This is a genomic window from Enterococcus sp. 4G2_DIV0659, from assembly GCF_002140715.2.
GTDB classification, from domain to species: Bacteria; Bacillota; Bacilli; order Lactobacillales; family Enterococcaceae; genus Enterococcus_L; species Enterococcus_L mansonii.
The window spans coordinates 2,955,999-2,973,761 of the sequence record NZ_NGLE02000001.1; the positions used below are offsets into that span (position 1 = coordinate 2,955,999).

General features: G+C 35.2%; 15 protein-coding genes, 1 riboswitch and 1 other annotated feature (1 of these 17 cut by a window edge). Of the genes, 11 read left to right on the plus strand and 4 right to left on the minus strand.

Annotated elements, in window-relative coordinates; genetic code table 11:
* Window positions 1-65: 65 nt before the first annotated feature.
* The gene (locus tag A5880_RS13920; protein WP_086329614.1) at window positions 66-815 is read right to left on the minus strand and encodes a TraX family protein; all 750 of its coding nucleotides are present in this window, start codon (window positions 813-815) and stop codon (window positions 66-68) included.
* A gap of 176 nt (window positions 816-991) precedes the next feature.
* On the opposite strand from A5880_RS13920, the gene A5880_RS13925 reads away from it, so the two are divergent.
* The 11 genes from A5880_RS13925 to A5880_RS13975 all read left to right on the plus strand — a co-directional run bounded on the left by A5880_RS13925 (window position 992) and on the right by A5880_RS13975 (window position 13,493).
* Window positions 992-1,633: a hypothetical protein gene (locus A5880_RS13925; protein WP_086329615.1), complete on the plus strand. Its 642-nt coding sequence runs from the start codon at window positions 992-994 to the stop codon at window positions 1,631-1,633.
* A gap of 206 nt (window positions 1,634-1,839) precedes the next feature.
* Window positions 1,840-2,008, plus strand: a riboswitch (M-box (ykoK) riboswitch).
* A 46-nt stretch (window positions 2,009-2,054) separates the two neighbouring features.
* A complete protein-coding gene (locus A5880_RS13930) occupies window positions 2,055-2,249 on the plus strand; it encodes a hypothetical protein (RefSeq protein WP_086329616.1) in 195 nt (64 codons plus the stop codon).
* Window positions 2,250-2,469: 220 nt separating this feature from the next.
* Window positions 2,470-5,082 (plus strand): magnesium-translocating P-type ATPase, encoded by a 2,613-nt coding sequence (gene mgtA / locus A5880_RS13935; RefSeq protein ID WP_086329617.1) that lies wholly within the window; start codon window positions 2,470-2,472, stop codon window positions 5,080-5,082.
* A gap of 551 nt (window positions 5,083-5,633) precedes the next feature.
* A complete protein-coding gene (gene pdhA, locus A5880_RS13940) occupies window positions 5,634-6,749 on the plus strand; it encodes a pyruvate dehydrogenase (acetyl-transferring) E1 component subunit alpha (protein ID WP_086329618.1) in 1,116 nt (371 codons plus the stop codon).
* 2 nt (window positions 6,750-6,751) lie between these two features.
* The gene (locus A5880_RS13945) at window positions 6,752-7,729 is read left to right on the plus strand and encodes an alpha-ketoacid dehydrogenase subunit beta (RefSeq protein ID WP_086329619.1); all 978 of its coding nucleotides are present in this window, start codon (window positions 6,752-6,754) and stop codon (window positions 7,727-7,729) included.
* A gap of 138 nt (window positions 7,730-7,867) precedes the next feature.
* Window positions 7,868-9,511, plus strand: coding sequence for a dihydrolipoyllysine-residue acetyltransferase (locus tag A5880_RS13950; protein WP_086329620.1), 1,644 nt, complete (start codon window positions 7,868-7,870; stop codon window positions 9,509-9,511).
* Window positions 9,512-9,518: 7 nt separating this feature from the next.
* Window positions 9,519-10,925, plus strand: coding sequence for a dihydrolipoyl dehydrogenase (gene lpdA / locus A5880_RS13955; RefSeq protein ID WP_086329621.1), 1,407 nt, complete (start codon window positions 9,519-9,521; stop codon window positions 10,923-10,925).
* A 320-nt stretch (window positions 10,926-11,245) separates the two neighbouring features.
* Window positions 11,246-11,920 (plus strand): cytochrome c biogenesis CcdA family protein, encoded by a 675-nt coding sequence (locus A5880_RS13960; protein ID WP_086329622.1) that lies wholly within the window; start codon window positions 11,246-11,248, stop codon window positions 11,918-11,920.
* 12 nt (window positions 11,921-11,932) lie between these two features.
* Complete coding sequence (locus A5880_RS13965) at window positions 11,933-12,490, plus strand: TlpA family protein disulfide reductase (RefSeq protein WP_086329623.1); 558 nt, start codon at window positions 11,933-11,935, stop codon at window positions 12,488-12,490.
* 82 nt (window positions 12,491-12,572) lie between these two features.
* The gene (locus tag A5880_RS13970) at window positions 12,573-12,998 is read left to right on the plus strand and encodes a hypothetical protein (protein ID WP_086329624.1); all 426 of its coding nucleotides are present in this window, start codon (window positions 12,573-12,575) and stop codon (window positions 12,996-12,998) included.
* A gap of 36 nt (window positions 12,999-13,034) precedes the next feature.
* Entirely contained in the window at window positions 13,035-13,493 is a 459-nt protein-coding gene (locus A5880_RS13975; protein WP_086329625.1) for a hypothetical protein, read from the plus strand.
* Window positions 13,494-13,703: 210 nt separating this feature from the next.
* Here A5880_RS13975 and A5880_RS13980 read toward each other — a convergent pair whose 3' ends face one another.
* The 3 genes from A5880_RS13980 to tyrS all read right to left on the minus strand — a co-directional run bounded on the left by A5880_RS13980 (window position 13,704) and on the right by tyrS (window position 17,543).
* Window positions 13,704-15,254, minus strand: a complete 1,551-nt coding sequence (locus tag A5880_RS13980; protein ID WP_086329626.1) for a glycosyltransferase family 39 protein — start codon at window positions 15,252-15,254, stop codon at window positions 13,704-13,706.
* Between the two features lie 173 nt (window positions 15,255-15,427).
* On the minus strand, window positions 15,428-15,742 hold the full coding sequence (locus A5880_RS13985; RefSeq protein ID WP_086329627.1) for a YerC/YecD family TrpR-related protein: 315 nt from the start codon (window positions 15,740-15,742) through the stop codon (window positions 15,428-15,430).
* Window positions 15,743-16,274: 532 nt separating this feature from the next.
* A complete protein-coding gene (gene tyrS / locus A5880_RS13990; protein ID WP_086329628.1) occupies window positions 16,275-17,543 on the minus strand; it encodes a tyrosine--tRNA ligase in 1,269 nt (422 codons plus the stop codon).
* 51 nt (window positions 17,544-17,594) lie between these two features.
* Window positions 17,595-17,763 (minus strand) — a binding site (T-box leader) (it continues 35 nt past the right edge of the window).

A 17,763-nucleotide genomic window follows, 5' to 3' on the forward strand; every position in this document is an offset into this window, starting at 1 on the left:
TCTGTAGAAGAACTTTTGAGTTCTTCTCTAGACATTTTTTATTGCTCAAGAATAATTTGTCATGATTATGCTAAATTTAAATACGGTACAACAAGATAATTTTGTATAGCGACCAAAATCAATAAATGTAGAGGATAAAAGCAATAAAAAAAATATTTCCACTGTCTGCCACGTTTTCCGTTATAAAAATAGATAGGTACAAAGGCAACTGGACCAAAAAAGCTATTTTGTAAAACAATCAATGCTCCAACTAGACATTTTGAAATAGGAAAATGCCTTAACAGATACAGAGCAACGATTAGCAATACACCAACCCAACCACCATAATCGGTATGTAAGGATTCAGCGAATAAAATACCAAAACTAATCATCATAATGGCTAAAAGAAGATTCTTTACCGAAAAAATGGTTAGTTTTTCTAAACCCATAATGACTAATAAACCGATAAATAAAGTGAAAAAAACATTTTGTTGCTCAAAATCAAAAAGTTTCTGAGAAAAAGCTAAATCATAGGGAATTTCAGAGATCAGAGCGAAAATAGCTAAACGAAATCCGTATTTTATAGTGTTTGATGTATGTAAAAAACCTTCTACAAGTAAAAAACAAAAAATTGGGAAAGCTAATCGACCAATTGTTATAAATAAAGGAAAAATGGATTGAATGAAAAGAAGTATTTCATTCGGTTCTGTCACATAAGGAACAGCTGACGTTGCAGGTGTTTGAAAATAGATGATTTTTGCTGAATGATCTAAAAGCATAGCAACAATAGCTAGCCATTTTAACTGGCTACCGGAAACGTAATTTCTTGTGTTCAAAACAATGCCCCTTTCATAAGTTTTTTGTGATATATTATTTTATCATATAATAGTCTGATGATAAATGTGGATTGTTTAGGTGGATTTTAACGATTGTTATTTGTCTGATAGTCTTGTAAAATAATAGTCAAAAGCTTACGTCAGATGGCACGTTTGAACTGCTAGGAGGTTCAGTATTGGAAGAGGCGAATGAAAAAATCAAGCATGATTTAGATTATTATAAATCAGGAATCAAGCAATTATATGTAAGAAGTTATCAACTCTATATGATGGGATTAATAGCTATTATGCTTTTGACAGCATTAGGGATTGGCGGTGTTGCTTCTTTTTTACGTATATTATTGATAGTACTGTTTATTATAGAAATCGCAGGACTTATTTATTTATTACGTTTTTTAAAAGAAGAGACTTTTGAAGAATATTTTCAAACAATTTATCCTAAACTAGCGGAAACATTCCCAGCAATGATAGAAGGAAAGCCTCAAGAAGATAATCAAGCGTATTATTTTTTGGATAGCCAGAGTGAGTTAATCAAGCTAAACAAAAGAAATATTCGAAATTTCCCTTCAACGATGAGACAATTTACATTACTAGTTGGTTTCAATTTTGAAATGGATTTTGAACAACCACTTCATTTCTATTATTATGACATTACCAACATTACACATTCAGAAAGCTACAAAAAAGAACTATTGAAAAGTACGAATTTTCTGATTAAAAGAAGAAATAGAAGACTGAAAAACATGATAGTGATGCTAATTGGTATTGTGTTTGTTAGTATCATTTTATATGTTTATGGAACCTCTTTTTTTCAATAAGCTTCCTACTTACAAAAAAGCGAATATGAATAAGATAAATCAGCTTGCCCTTTATTTCCTTCTGGTTCCAAGTTAACTTTCAGGACGGATGTTGACAGTAAAAATAAACCAAGCTGAAAATAGATTATTTTCAGAATCTAAAAAAAAACTATTTTTTTCTTTTGACAATTGTAAAAATATGAACTATGATGGGTAAGGATTAAGAACTGAATAATTGTTAGGTGAGGCTCCTATTTGGACATATGCTGCTGCCGCGAAAGAATCGAGAGACTCTTAGTTGGTTGAACAGGAATGATCGTGAAGGTTATTCATAACGTAGCTGATAAGAAATTATCTACGCCCTATAGTGCTAAAGCTCAACGATAGAGAACCTTTTATTTAAGTTGCTATTTTACGCACACTCTATTGTTGAGTGTGCGTTTTGCTTTGCTGTGAATCACAGCGACTGGCTCAGCCAGAGCTGATGATGAACAGTACTTGGCGACCAAAGGGAGCGAAGTTCCGCAAAAAAAAGCAAACAGTCAGAATGAAAACAAAATCAAAAATCCCAAAAGCTGCCAATGCTAAGAATAGAAGGAATGCGATTGGCAGTGCCAGAGCTGATAAACAGCACTAGAAGTTTCAGTAGAGCATTATTTCTTCAAAACACTTTCTACCTAACATTATCAATAATCCATCGTTTAAAAATAAAAAAAGAGAGGAAGAGACACATGGAAGACCCCAGTCATTTAAAAAACAAAATAAATGTAGTCTTCATCTTGAAAGCGATGGAATCGGAGTAACTTACTTTTTTCCTTCCTTTGACAAGATGGAGCACGTTCAAGGAGGAAAAGAAAATGATGAACAAAAAAATAACTGATATGAAAAAAACAACAAAAGATCAAGAATTAAGAAAATTAGCGATACTGTCAGAACGAGAATTAATGATGGAACTGCGTACTTCGGAAAAAGGTTTATCTGAAGAAGATGCGAAACAACGTTTAGAAGAATTTGGCTCAAATGAAGTATCTGCACAAAAACCGACGCCAGCGGTTATTATGTTTTTAGAAGCGTTTAAAGATCCATTTGTCTATGTGCTGGCTCTATTGATGGTTGTTTCAGCTGCTACAAAAGATTTTGAAGCAGCAATTGTTATGGGAACTATGATTTTAGCTAGTGTTATTATTGCTTTTATTCAAGAGTACCGTTCTCAAAAAGCAAGTTTGAATCTAAAAGAACTCATCGAAAATACAGCAGCAGTGACGCGAGCTGGGCAAACCAAAGAGATTCCGATGGATGAAGTGGTGCCAGGGGACATCGTAACACTGGCAACAGGAGATATGATTCCAGCAGATGCTGTGTTGATTTGGACAAAAGATTTATTCATCAATCAATCTTCTTTAACTGGAGAATCAATGCCAGTTGAAAAATTTGTGGATGCAGGTATTGATAAAAATTCAGAATCTGTTTCAGCTTTGGATATGCAGGACTTGGTCTTTATGGGAACGGATGTATTGAGCGGGCAGGGAAAAGCAATCATTTTGAAAACAGGTCAAAATACCTTTTTCGGTGATATAGCTAAAAATGCTACAACACAACGTGGAAAAACGTCGTTTGACATTGGGTTGTCTAAAGTTAGTAAATTTTTACTGCGGATGGTCATGATTTTATTTCCAATCGTATTTTTAATCAATGGTCTTACCAAAGGCGAATGGGGCGAAGCGTTTTTCTTTGCGATTGCTGTAGCAGTTGGGTTGACTCCAGAAATGTTGCCAATGATTGTAACAAGTAATTTGGCAAAAGGGGCGCTAAGTCTTTCTAAGCATAAAGTGATAGTGAAAGAATTACCTTCTATTCAAAATTTAGGCAGTATGGATATTCTTTGTACAGATAAAACTGGAACAATTACTGAGGATAGAGTTGTTTTAGTACAGCACTTAGATCCAATAGGGGAAATCAATAATCAAGTATTAGATATGGCCTTTTTAAATTCTTATTATCAAACAGGTTGGAAAAACTTGATGGATATTGCTGTGATTAATTTTTATGAAGAAAATCACAATCAAAGTCCCTATCACTCAGTAACAAAATTAGATGAAATTCCTTTTGACTTTTCCCGCCGTCGTTTAACAGTCGTTGTCCATGCCGATGGTCATCAATTTATGATCACAAAAGGTGCTGTTGAAGAAATGGAAGCTGTTTGTACGCATGCTGAAATCAATGGAGAAATCGTTCCATTAACACCGGAATTGCAAAAAAGGATGCGGGAAGTAAATATTCGCATGAATAAACAAGGAATGCGGGCACTTGCTGTAGCGGTGAAAAAAGACGTGCATAGTGAAGCTGTTTATAGCGTGGATGATGAACAAGGAATGACGTTAATCGGTTTTATGGGCTTTTTAGATCCAGCAAAAAAATCAGCAATCACTGCAATCAAGTCTTTGCATGAACATGGTGTAAATGTAAAAGTTTTAACTGGAGACAATGATATTGTTGCTAAAAAAGTGTGTAGCGATGTTGGAATTGAAGTATCTCATGTCGTGCTTGGATCAGAGATCGACAGTATGTCCGACGAACAAATGAAAAAAGAAGTCGAAAAAACCAATTTATTTGCTAAATTGAATCCGATGCAAAAATCTCGAATCATTGAAACTTTGCAAGGAAATGGTCATACGGTCGGTTTTATGGGGGATGGAATCAATGATGCACCGGCACTTCGTAAAGCCGATGTTGGAATTTCTGTTGATACAGCAGCCGATATTACCAAAGATGCTAGTTCGATCATTTTACTAGAAAAAAGTTTGAATGTTCTAGAAGATGGCGTAATCGAAGGGCGAAAAGTTTTTAGTAATATGATGAAATACATTAAAATTACAATCAGTTCTAATTTTGGGAACGTGTTCTCGATTTTGATGGCAAGTGCTTTTCTGCCATTTTTACCAATGCTATCTATTCAGTTACTGATTCAAAATTTGATCTATGATATCGCACAATTAGCTATTCCTTGGGATAAGGTGGACGAAGAAGATTTATTAAAACCGGTCCGTTGGGAAACGAATGGATTGATGAAATTCACATTGTGCATTGGGCCCGTAAGTAGTATTTTCGATATTATGACTTATGCCGTAATGTGGTTTGTATTCAGTGCGAATACGATCGGCAGCCAACATTTATTCCAAACTGGTTGGTTTGTGGTTGGTTTGGTTAGCCAAACGCTGGTTGTTCAAATGGTTCGAACTAGAAAGTTACCATTTCTTCAAAGTATTGCATCCCCTGCTGTTATTCTTTCCAGTTTAGGAGCAATTGGTTTAGGATTATTAATTGTTTTGACACCAATTCGGGAGGTTTTCGACTTTGTGAAACTTCCAGCTAATTATTGGGGCTGGTTCATTTTGATCATTGTACTATATTTAATTACAGTAGAAGTTGCTAAAAGACTGTATATTCACATCACCAAAGAGTGGATTTGATTTTGAAAAAGAGTTTTTAGGGTTTGGCTGAACTGCTCATTTTTATGAAAGATGAGTGTAGTTTTATCATTCTAAATAACGAAAGATTTGTTTCTCTGAAAATATGTTTGTTCGTAATGAACAAAAAAAGATTGACTAAAATAGTTTCATTTCATTTTTTTAAGAACAAAGGCAAATATTACAAAAATTTGCCTTTGTTCTTTTTTATTTTTTTGAAAAAGTCTATGCATTTTTTTAGAAAATAATTTCTAACTTGAATCGTTTCTGTAACATAACAATGTTCAAAGGTACTATAACAGACGATTGTCAACAGATATGTTCATGCATCCTTTTTGTAAAACGGTTTCTTGTTTGTGATTTTTATCACTAACCTTTGGTACGAAAGGATTCGAGTATTTTAATGAATTTTAAAGAATTGCCAACTTTTTACTTGCTCTTTTATCTGTTTAGTGATAATTTGTAAGTGTAGTCGATAAAAAGTAATACAGTTTTTAATGCTGTTTTATTTTTTACGAAATAAAGAAACGTAACAGAGAGGATTGTGTGACAAAATGGCAAAGGCAAAGAAACAAAAACCTATTGACTTTAATGCACTTATGGAAAAAGTCGACGCTGATTTCCCAACATTTCAAATCTTAGATAAAGACGGGAAAATCGTAAACAAAGACGCTGTACCGGATTTATCAGATGACGAACTAGTAGAATTAATGACTCGTATGGTTTGGTCACGTGTATTAGACCAACGTTCAACTGCTTTGAACCGTCAAGGTCGTCTAGGCTTCTTCGCACCAACTGCTGGACAAGAAGCAAGCCAATTAGCAAGTCAATTTGCTATGGAAAAAGAAGATTACTTATTACCAGGTTACCGTGATGTACCTCAATTAGTTCAACACGGCTTACCATTAACAGAAGCTTTTCTTTGGTCTCGTGGACATGTAGCAGGTAACCACTATGCACCAGAATTAAATGCTCTACCACCACAAATCATCATTGGTGCGCAATACATCCAAGCAGCAGGAGTTGCTTTAGGAATGAAAAAACGCGGCAAGAAAAACGTTGTCTTCACTTATACAGGTGATGGCGGTTCTTCACAAGGTGATTTCTATGAAGCAATCAACTTTGCAGGAGCATATCATGCAAATGGTGTGTTCATCATCCAAAACAATGGTTTTGCGATTTCAACACCTCGTGAAAAACAAACAGCGGCTAAAACATTAGCACAAAAAGCAGTAGCAGCGGGAATTCCAGGAATCGTTGTTGACGGAATGGATCCATTAGCAGTGTATGCAATTGCAAAAGAAGCGCGCGAATGGTCTGTAGCAGGAAATGGCCCTGTTTTAATTGAAACATTAACTTACCGTTATGGTCCACATACATTATCAGGTGACGATCCAACTCGTTACCGTTCAAAAGACATGGATGACGAATGGGTACAAAAAGATCCATTGATCCGTTTCCGTAAATATCTTGAAGGCAAAGGCTTATGGTCTGAAGAAAAAGAAAATGAAGTAATCGAAAAAACAAAAGAAGAAATCAAAGTAGCAATTGCAGAAGCTGATAAAGTTCCAAAACAAAAAGTTTCTGATTTCTTGAAAAACATGTTTGAAGTTCAACCTCAAAACATTAAAGAACAAATTGCATTCTACGAAGCGAAGGAGTCGAAATAATCATGGCACAAAAAACAATGATCCAAGCAATTACAGATGCCTTAGCTCTTGAATTAGAGAAAGACGAAAACGTACTGATCTTCGGTGAAGACGTTGGTAAAAACGGCGGAGTTTTCCGTGCAACTGAAGGCTTACAAGAAAAATTTGGCGAAGACCGTGTCTTCGATACTCCTTTAGCAGAATCTGGAATCGGTGGTTTAGCTTTCGGTTTAGCGTTAGAAGGGTACCGTCCAGTTCCTGAAATCCAATTCTTTGGATTCGTATTTGAAGTCTTTGACGAAATCGTTGGTCAAATGGCTCGTACTCGTTACCGTATGGGCGGAACACGTAACATGCCAATTACTGTTCGTGCGCCATTTGGTGGTGGTGTGCATACACCAGAACTTCACTCAGATAACTTGGAAGGGCTAATTGCTCAATCTCCTGGTATCCGTGTGGTTATCCCATCAAACCCATATGATGCAAAAGGACTATTGATTTCTGCAATCAGAAGCAATGACCCTGTTGTTTACCTAGAGCACATGAAACTTTACCGTTCTTTCCGTGAGGAAGTGCCAGATGAAGCGTACGAAGTGCCTTTAGATAAAGCTGCTGTAACTCGTGAAGGTACAGATATTTCTATCATCACTTACGGTGCAATGGTTCGTGAAGCAATCAAAGCTGCTGACAACTTAGCGAAAGACAATATTTCTGCTGAAATCATTGACTTACGTACTGTCGCTCCTTTAGATGTTGAAACAATCATCAAATCAGTAGAAAAAACTGGTCGCGTAGTCGTTGTTCAAGAAGCACAAAAACAAGCTGGCGTTGGCGCTATGGTTGTTTCTGAAATTTCTGAACGCGCAGTATTATCATTAGAAGCGCCAATTGGCCGTGTATCTGCTCCAGATACAATCTTCCCATTTGGACAAGCAGAAAACATTTGGTTGCCAAATGCTAAAGATATCGAAGCGAAAGCTAGAGAAATCGCAGAATTTTAATTAAAAACTAGAATGAAGTTGCTTAAACAGCATACCTAGATTTTCACGTGATTATTTCGTCACGTGGAAATTTAGCGCTGTTGTTTTCCGCAGTTTTCCAGTTAGACAGATATGATAAAGGAAGGGAAGGCTTAAAAAATGGCTTATCAATTTAAATTACCAGATATTGGTGAAGGTATTGCAGAAGGCGAAATCGTAAAATGGTTCGTTAAAGCAGGAGATACCATCAATGAAGATGATACATTATTAGAAGTTCAAAACGATAAATCTGTAGAAGAGATTCCATCTCCTGTTACAGGAACAGTTAAAGCAATCGTAGTACCAGAAGGCACAGTAGCAAACGTTGGAGATGTATTGATCGAAATCGATGCACCAGGGCATCCTGAAAATGATGCAGCACCAGCTGCTCCTGCTCAAGAACAAACGCCTGCTCAACCAGCAGCTACTCCAGAAGCACCAGTAGCTGACAATGGCGGCGGTGTTTTCCAATTTAAATTACCAGATATCGGTGAAGGTATTGCAGAAGGCGAAATCGTAAAATGGTTCGTTAAAGCAGGCGATACAATTAACGAAGATGATACTTTATTGGAAGTTCAAAACGACAAATCTGTTGAAGAAATTCCTTCACCAGTTACAGGTACAGTTAAAAACATCGTTGTTCCAGAAGGTACAGTAGCAAATGTCGGAGATGTATTGATCGAAATCGATGCACCAGGACATAACTCTGCACCAAGTTCAGCTCCAGCACCAAGTGCTCCTGCTCAAACAGAACAAGCAGCACCAGCACCTGCAGCGTCAACAGGCGTAGTAGCAGCGGCTGATCCAAACAAACGTGTCTTGGCTATGCCATCAGTACGCCAATTTGCTCGTGAAAAAGATGTTGATATCACACAAGTTGCGCCAACTGGTAAAGGCGGACGTGTGACAAAAGCAGATATCGAAAGCTTTATCTCAGGCGGCGGACAAGCAGCAGCGCCAGCACAAGCTGAACAAACTGCAGCAACACCACAAGCAACAGCTACAACTGAATCAGCAGCACCAAAAGCGCCTGCTAAACCATTTGTTTCTGATTTAGGCGAAGCTGAAACTCGTGAGAAAATGACTCCAACACGTAAAGCAATTGCTAAAGCGATGGTTAACAGTAAACATACTGCACCACACGTTACATTGCATGACGAAGTTGAAGTATCTAAATTATGGGATCATCGTAAGAAATTTAAAGATGTTGCTGCTGCAAACGGCACAAAATTAACATTCTTACCATACGTTGTGAAAGCATTGACAGCAACAGTTCAAAAATTCCCAATCTTGAATGCATCAATTGATGATGCCGCTCAAGAAATCGTTTATAAAAACTACTATAACATTGGTATCGCAACAGATACTGATCATGGTTTATATGTACCAAACGTTAAAAATGCGAACACTAAGAGTATGTTTGCAATCGCTGATGAAATCAACGAAAAAGCAGCTCTTGCAATTGAAGGCAAATTAACTGGTGCGGATATGCGTGATGGTTCTATCACAATCAGTAATATTGGTTCAGTTGGTGGCGGCTGGTTCACACCAGTTATCAACTACCCTGAAGTTGCTATTTTAGGTGTTGGTACGATTGCTACTCAACCAGTTGTAAATGCAGACGGTGAGATCGTTGTTGGACGTGTCATGAAACTTTCAATGAGTTTTGATCACCGTATCGTTGATGGCGCAACTGCTCAAAAAGCAATGAACAACATCAAGCGTTTATTAGCTGATCCAGAATTATTATTAATGGAAGGATGATTATCACATGGTAGTAGGAGATTTCGCCATTGAATTAGATACAGTCGTAATTGGTTCAGGCCCTGGAGGATACGTTGCAGCGATTCGTGCTGCTGAAATGGGTCAAAAAGTTGCGATCATTGAACGTGAGTTTATCGGCGGTGTATGTTTGAACGTTGGATGTATTCCTTCTAAAGCATTGATTGCAGCTGGACATCACTATCAAGAATCACTAGACTCAACAATGTTTGGTGTAACAGCTAAAGACGTTGAATTAGACTTTACAAAAACACAAGAATGGAAAGACACTAAAGTAGTTAACACATTAACAAGCGGTGTTGGTTTCCTTCTTAAAAAACATAAAATCGAAATTATTGAAGGTGAAGCGTTCTTTGTTGATGAAAACACGTTACGTGTGATCCACCCAGATTCAGCTCAAACGTACTCATTCAATAATGCAATCGTAGCAACAGGTTCTCGTCCAATCGAAATCCCAGGATTTAAATTTGGCGGACGTGTCTTAGATTCTACAGGTGGTTTGAACTTGAAAGAAGTACCTAAGAAATTTGTTATCATCGGTGGCGGCGTTATCGGTGCAGAATTAGGTGGAGCATATGCGAACCTTGGTTCTGAAGTAACGATTTTAGAAGGTAGCCCTTCAATTTTACCAACGTATGAAAAAGATATGGTTAAACTAGTTACAGATGACTTCAAGAAGAAAAATGTAACAGTTGTAACCAAAGCAATGGCTAAAGAAGCAATCGACAATGGCGACAGCGTAACGGTTAAATATGAAGTAGACGGCAAAGAAGAATCAGTCACTGCTGACTATGTAATGGTAACAGTTGGACGTCGTCCAAACACGGATGATCTTGGTTTAGAACAAGCCGGTGTTGAAGTTGGCGAACGTGGTTTAGTTAAAGTTGACAAACAAGGTAGAACAAGCGTATCAAACATCTTCGCCATTGGTGATATCGTACCAGGCGCTGCTCTTGCTCATAAAGCAAGCTATGAAGCCAAAATTGCAGCAGAAGCAATTTCTGGTAAAAAAGTAGAAGTAGACTACAAAGCAATGCCTGCTGTAGCCTTTACTGATCCAGAATTAGCAAGCGTTGGTATGACAATTGCTGAAGCGAAAGAAGCGGGATTAGAAGCAACAGCATACAAATTCCCATTCGCTGGTAACGGCCGTGCTATTTCTTTAGGTAAAACTGAAGGATTCGTACGTTTGGTAACAACAAACGAAGACAATGTGATTATCGGAGCACAAATCGGCGGAGTTGGCGCAAGTGATATGATTTCTGAATTATCATTAGCGGTTGAATCTGGCATGAATGCTGAAGATATCGCATTAACAATCCATCCACACCCATCTTTAGGGGAAATTACTATGGATGCTTCTGAATTGGCTTTAGGTTTGCCAATTCATATTTAATAGCATATTTGTCACACAAAGAAAGACCGAGCTGGCCAAGCTCGGTCTTTTGTCTATATATATTGTTATTTTATTTGGTTAGAAATAAACACTATTTTTACATAGCATGTCTGTTTTTTTAGAATATATAATGAAAAAATAAAGAGATTATTGGTTTTTTTGAAAAGAAAAGAGAATAAAAGAAGTCTTTTGTGCATAGTTGAAATTGATAAACTATTGTAATGTTATATCTATTTAAATGACACACGAATATGGTAAGATTTTTGTATTCTAAATTTTAGATAGTTTAAAATTTTCTGGAGAGGAACGTATGCCAACTTATGTTTTCATTTATTCTTTTTTTAGAAGGAGTACTTACATTTATTTCACCTTGCATCTTGCCCTTGCTTCCTGTATATCTTACCTATTTTTTAGGTACAAATAATGAGAAGAGTAAAATGGATTCCTTACTGAGAATTTTTTCATTTATTGGTGGTTTTTCGTTTATTTTTATAATAATGGGAATGCTTGCTAGTTACATTAACCAATACTTGATTTTATACCGAACGCAAATACAGCTGGTTACTGGGATTTTAGTTATCCTTGCAGGGCTTAAGATGGCAGAACTAATTCGTTTGCCAAAATTTCCCCGTCTTTTTCCTAACATTCAATATTCTGGAAAATTTACTTCATATTTTTCCTTGTTCTTATTTGGGATTATTTTTGCGATTGGCTGGTCGCCTTGTTTAGGAACTTTTTTAGGCACAGCGTTACTAATTGCTTCGCAGCACGGAACGGCTGTTATGGGGGGATGGCTTTTATTTATTTACTCTATGGGATTAGCCCTTCCGTTTATTCTTTGCACGCTTTTCATCGATTCGTTTAAAGGCATTTTTGCAACGATCAAGAAAAATTATAAATTAATAAATCTTATTTCGGGTCTATTATTGATTGTTGTTGGGATTTTTATGATGACAGGCTGGATTAACTATTTACAATTGTTTGTACCAAGATAGGAGGAAATCAGTGTGAAAAAGAAACCTATTTTTTTGCTTCTTAGTTTGATTGTGTTATTAAGTGCTAGTTTTTTCATGTATACAAAATTAAAGTCAAGTGAGGACATTAATATAAGTATTGAACCAGATGCTAAAGATATTCCTGATAATAAAATTACCGAAGATGCGTTCAATATATCATTTCAAGACAATGAAGGAAAAGAACGGAAACTTTCTGAATTTAAAGGTAAACCAATTGTTCTTAATTTTTGGGCAAGCTGGTGTCCGCCTTGTAGACAAGAAATGCCAATGTTTCAAAAAGCTTATGAGTTAGATTCTGATGTACAGTATCTGCTAATCAATCAAACAGATGGCTATCGAGAAACAAAACAAAAGGCTCAAGAATTTATGACGAATGAAAAACTTACGATGCCACTTTATTATGATGAAACAGGGGATAGTATGATAAAATATGGACTTAATGCATTACCAATGACTGTTTTTATTGATGCAGATGGAGTGATTAAAGGAAAGTCTTTAGGGGCTTTAAATGAGTCTAGTTTCAAAACGTATTTAGACAAAATTAATTAAAGTTTATTAAGTGGGTAGGGGCTAATTTTTAATTTTGTGTCTCAATAATAGAGCGAAGAAGAATCAAGAGAGGTATAATTTTATGAAAAAAGTTACTCGAAATCTTATCTTATTAAACGTTCTTGTTTGGGCAGTTGGCGCTTGTGTTTACTTTGTTACCATAAAGAGAGAACAAAGTTTTTTGAAAAACAACGAGCAACTGATTAAAGAAATGGTTTCTTTTCAAACATATGATGAATACAAAGAAAAAGAATCATATCTAGCAACAAAAATGACCAAAACTGTTTTAGATCAGGTATGTCCGATTGTTCAAGTTAGTGGAGAAGTACCGAAAATAACGATTGATAATATGAAAACAACGTATTCAAATTTTCAAAAAAATAAAATTGAAATTGCTGTTTCGTTTAATAGGAGTGTGGCTAAAAGCCCCAAGCGGTTAATTGAACTTAAGGCAGTATATACCAAAAATAAAGACAAATGGCTGATGAGTCACTATAATTATATTTAAAAATCATTGGTTTAAACGAATAGGAAGATGGAATAAATGAAGAAAAAATATTTACTTATAGGGAGTATAATTTTAATAATGCTGGGTGTTAGTTTTTGGCAATATACTTCTTATACAGCAAACAAAAAGAAAGCCGTCGTAGAGGAATTCAAAAAATATAATGAAACACTGGTGTATGATATTTTTTATTACTCTCCTGACATTCCTAATGAAGAAAAGCGATTAAGCTTGAAAAAAAGAATGGACACCAAATTAGTAGACTCAATGTGCCCGCCAATTCCACAAATAAGTAAACCAGTTACGCAACCTGTAAATGAACTGATAGATATGAAGACAAAAGCAATCAAGAGTATTTCTGATAGGCAAAGAAAAGTAACAACTACATTTACAATTAAAACCCCTGAAGGCACGAAATTTCCACAAAAAGTGGAAGCGGAGTATAAAGAGAAAGATGGCAAATGGGTTATGGAGAAAATTCAGCCGATTGCTGAATGATCGGGGTAGTAGAGAAGGCTTAATCTTAATAGAGTTTTTTTAGTATTTTTCATTAAAAATGATATTTAGGTTTAAAATAGCAATGATATTCTTGAGGGATGTCAGATGATTTAATCTTAAAGAAATCTGATGACTCTTTTTTATTTTATACAAAAAATACTGATGATTTCTCACCAACATTAGAAAGAATATGTTTTTAGTTTATTGCGATTACTTGTGATTAGATAAAGTATTTGTATCAGTTGTAAAAAATCTGAAGTAAAAACCATTAGCAGACAACATATAAATGATTGGTAAATACTGAATCAGATACCTAGATCTACCTCCTTCAAACAGAAGAAGATATAAAAAGGCACCTAAAATGCTTAATTTAAAAACAGCTAAGGTGATATCTTGATCATCATCTTGAAAGTTTTTTTGAGTGACGAAAAGCAAGCCTATTAAAGTGATTAGCCACAATATGTGCATGAAAAATCTTATTGTTTTAACTCTTTCGCCTTGTTGATAATACGTATCCCTTAAAAGATTTTTTATGGGATTTTTTGAGTCTTCAGAAACTTGAGCAGTTCCATCAATACCCCAACCAAAATCGCCACGATCAGTATTATAAATATGCTTTTTAAACAAAAACTTTGTATAACCTGTGAAGCCATATCTTTTTAAACGTTCTTTAATTTTTGAATTGGCATAGTCGATTTTTTCTTTTTGTGTAGGGAGAGAGATTATTGCAGCCGTATCAGTTTCGCTGAAACCACCGTTACCATTTAAGCCCATCATTATAAAATGTTGCCAAGGTTTAGCTTTATCTTTATCAAGAACAATAAGAGATTGGTGTTCTTCGAATGTATGAAAAAGTGTAACTGTTCCAGTGAAAGAAAGGAAGAAAAGCAAAGATACTACTATTGCCTTCTTTAAATGCTTTTTTTTATGAGTTGTTATCAAAATAATGGATTCTACTATTGCATATGCAACTAAGAAAACAATAGAGGAGGGTTTTAATAAATAAGAAATAGCAATTAAAATACCTAGAATAATACTAAAAATTTTATTAGATTTGTTTTTAACTAGTGAATATACCCAAAAAATAACACTAATTATAGGTAAAATGATGGTATCTGTATAAACTACCAATATCCAAGGCGATAACGCTAACGAAATAAGTGCTAGATAAAATGAAATATAAGCTATTTTTGTGTTAAATAGATTTTTTGCTGCTAGAAAGATAAAAATAAAGCCAATATCCATAAAAATTGTATTTACTAGTTGCCAAAATAACCAAGAATAGCCTAGAGAATGATGAATAAAATTACCTAATTGACTTATAAAATACATTAAAAAGAAAAACAAGCTATTATTTGGATTTTTTGATAAATAAATACTAGCAATAGAGTTTGGTGAATGCTTTATTAACTCTGTTACGCTAGAGTGAATGGCATCTACATCCCAGCCGATCGGTACATGAATAAAGTAAAGTATAATTATTTGTAACATGAAGATGAAGACAAAACTTATTCTTGTGATTATTGAGAGATGTTTTTTCGAAAAATCAAAAAGCTTATAACATATATTTTTCACGTACAATCGTATGCTTTTTGAAAAAAGTATGACACTGATAATACAAAGAAAAATGAGTAATCCACCCCAAATCTTGTTATTAATATTTGAGATGTCTAATAGGCTACTTCTAAGCGAACCATAAAATGTAAGAAGAATGGATAGAAGAAATGCATAGTTTAAAAGGGAAAACATTGTTTTTTTCATATAAAAATCTCCTGAAATGTATTCTAATGCTGTGATTATTATTAATAAATTCAAATTGGTACTCACTTATTATAGAACAATCTATTGGATTAAGAAATATCTAAAGACAAAAACGCCTAAAAGTTAAAGTGAAACCTTAGCTTTTAGGCGTTTTTAGTTACCTATTTTTTATTCTAATGATGTAATAGTTCATCATCTTGTTCATCAATTCTATGAACCATCTCAAGCAGTCCACCATTTCCTTCATCAATGATCCTTTTGACTCTAGAAATCGTTGTCGTGCTACTGCCAGTGGCTTCTGAAATGTCACTATAAGTTTTATTTAACAGCAGCAACTTTGCTACTTCAAATCGTTGAATCAACGATTCTAGCTCCTTTAGAGTCATTAAATCATCAAAGTAATTGTAACAATCTTCCAATGTTTCTAAGGCTAATAGAGAACGGAAAAACTCATCACCGTGACCATCTTGTATTTTTTCAATTTTCATAAGTTCCTCCTTATTATATAGGTAACAACGTTTAGCAAAATAAAACGTTACTTTTCCACAGTAGCTCATTTAATCAAGAGCAATAGAGGAGGCTTGTTCCACTCTAATAGCAAAGTTTATTTTGTCTGATAGTAGAGCTTATAAAGTGCAGATTGACTATTTTATCTAATAGTTAGAGTAAGTACAAGCATTTTCCATTATAAAACTATTTCCTATTTTGTCCAGTAAATTGAATAAGTGATTCAATAGAATAAATCGTAATATAGGTTACTACTAGAGTGATAAGTATACTTTCAGGGCATTAAAAATAAATCAGCTAAAGTTTTGTTACTTATAATGTTTATCTAAAAAAAGCGTATCTTGACATTGATCTTATTCAGGTACAAGGCTAAAGGCTATGTTCGTACGTATTCAAATTGAATGCTACGGTAGCTAGAGTAAAGAGCTTAGTAAATAAAATTAGAAATAAAAGAAAACGTTCCGCCAATCATTGAATAATCAAGGCAGAACGTTTTCTACTATATCAATTTTTTTACTTAGAAAGTAATCTCACTAAAGTGTATTGTTTTTTTCCTTTTCTCACAATAATGAATTTTCCATCAAATGTATTCTCAGCAGTAACTACAAAGTCTACTTCTTTAATTCGATCTCCATTAATTGAAATCGCGCCATTTGAAATGTCTTCTCTAGCTTGTCGTTTAGAAGGCTCAATCCCCAATTCGATCAGCCAATCTACAAGATTTTGATCTAGTACATCAGTTTCGATAGTAGGCATATTTTTAAATCCTTCTTCAATTTGTTTTGATGTTAGATTTTTTACATTGCCTGAAAATAAAGCTTCTGAAATTGCGAGTGCATCGTTTAAATCTTCTTCACTGTGAACAAATGTTGTCATCTCAGCCGCTAATACTCGTTGTGCTTCCCGCAAATGAGGTTCTGTTTGGACTTTAACTTCTAGCGCATCGATTTCTTCTTTTGTTAAGAAAGTAAAGAATTTCAAGTATTTGATGACATCACGGTCATCTTGGTTTACCCAGAATTGGTAGAACTCGTAAGGCGTTGTTTTTTCTGGATCAAGCCAAACGGCACCACCAGCTGTTTTACCAAATTTTGTGCCATCTGCTTTTAGCATCAATGGAATGGTTAAACCAAAAGCCTTTGCATCTGCCCCTTCTTTTTTACGGATCAAGTCTAAACCTGCTGTGATATTCCCCCATTGATCAGCACCACCGATTTGCATGCGGACGTTGTTATTTTGGAATAGGTGTAAAAAGTCCATTGATTGTAGGATTTGGTACGTGAATTCTGTAAATGAAATTCCTGTTTCTAAACGACTTGCTACAATATCTTTAGCCAGCATTGTATTAATATTGAAAAATTTACCGAAATCTCTTAAGAAATCTAAAAGAGTAAGGTTGTGCGTCCAATCGTAGTTGTTGACAAGTGTTAATGTGTTGTCTGTATCAACCGCAAATAGTTTTTCCATTTGTCTTGTTAAAGAATCTACGTTATGTTGGACTGTTTCCATTGTTTGTAGTTGACGCTCTGTTGTACGTCCGCTTGGATCACCGATTGTTCCTGTTGCGCCACCGATTAAAATAAACGGGTGGTGTCCAAATGCTTGGAATCTTTTTAGCATCATAAAAGGGATTAAATGCCCGATATGCATACTATCTCCTGTAGGATCCACACCGCAGTATAGTGAAATGCTATTGGTTTCAACGTATTCACGTAACCCTTCGCTATCTGTTTGTTGGTTGATGGCACCACGCCATTCTAATTCATCAATAATGTTTGTCATGTTGATTCATCCTTTCCTATATAAATAAAAAACGCCCCATAGGCTATTAGCCTATGGGACGAACTCCGCCGTGTTACCACCCAAATTGTATATGACAAAAGCATATACCTCTCAAATCTGTATCGTAGATAGACGCCTACTTACGGTAGGAAACTAAAAGTGTAATTCACAAAAAATGTATATGCCAACTCTCACTAAATGCTGACTCTCTGAAATAGGG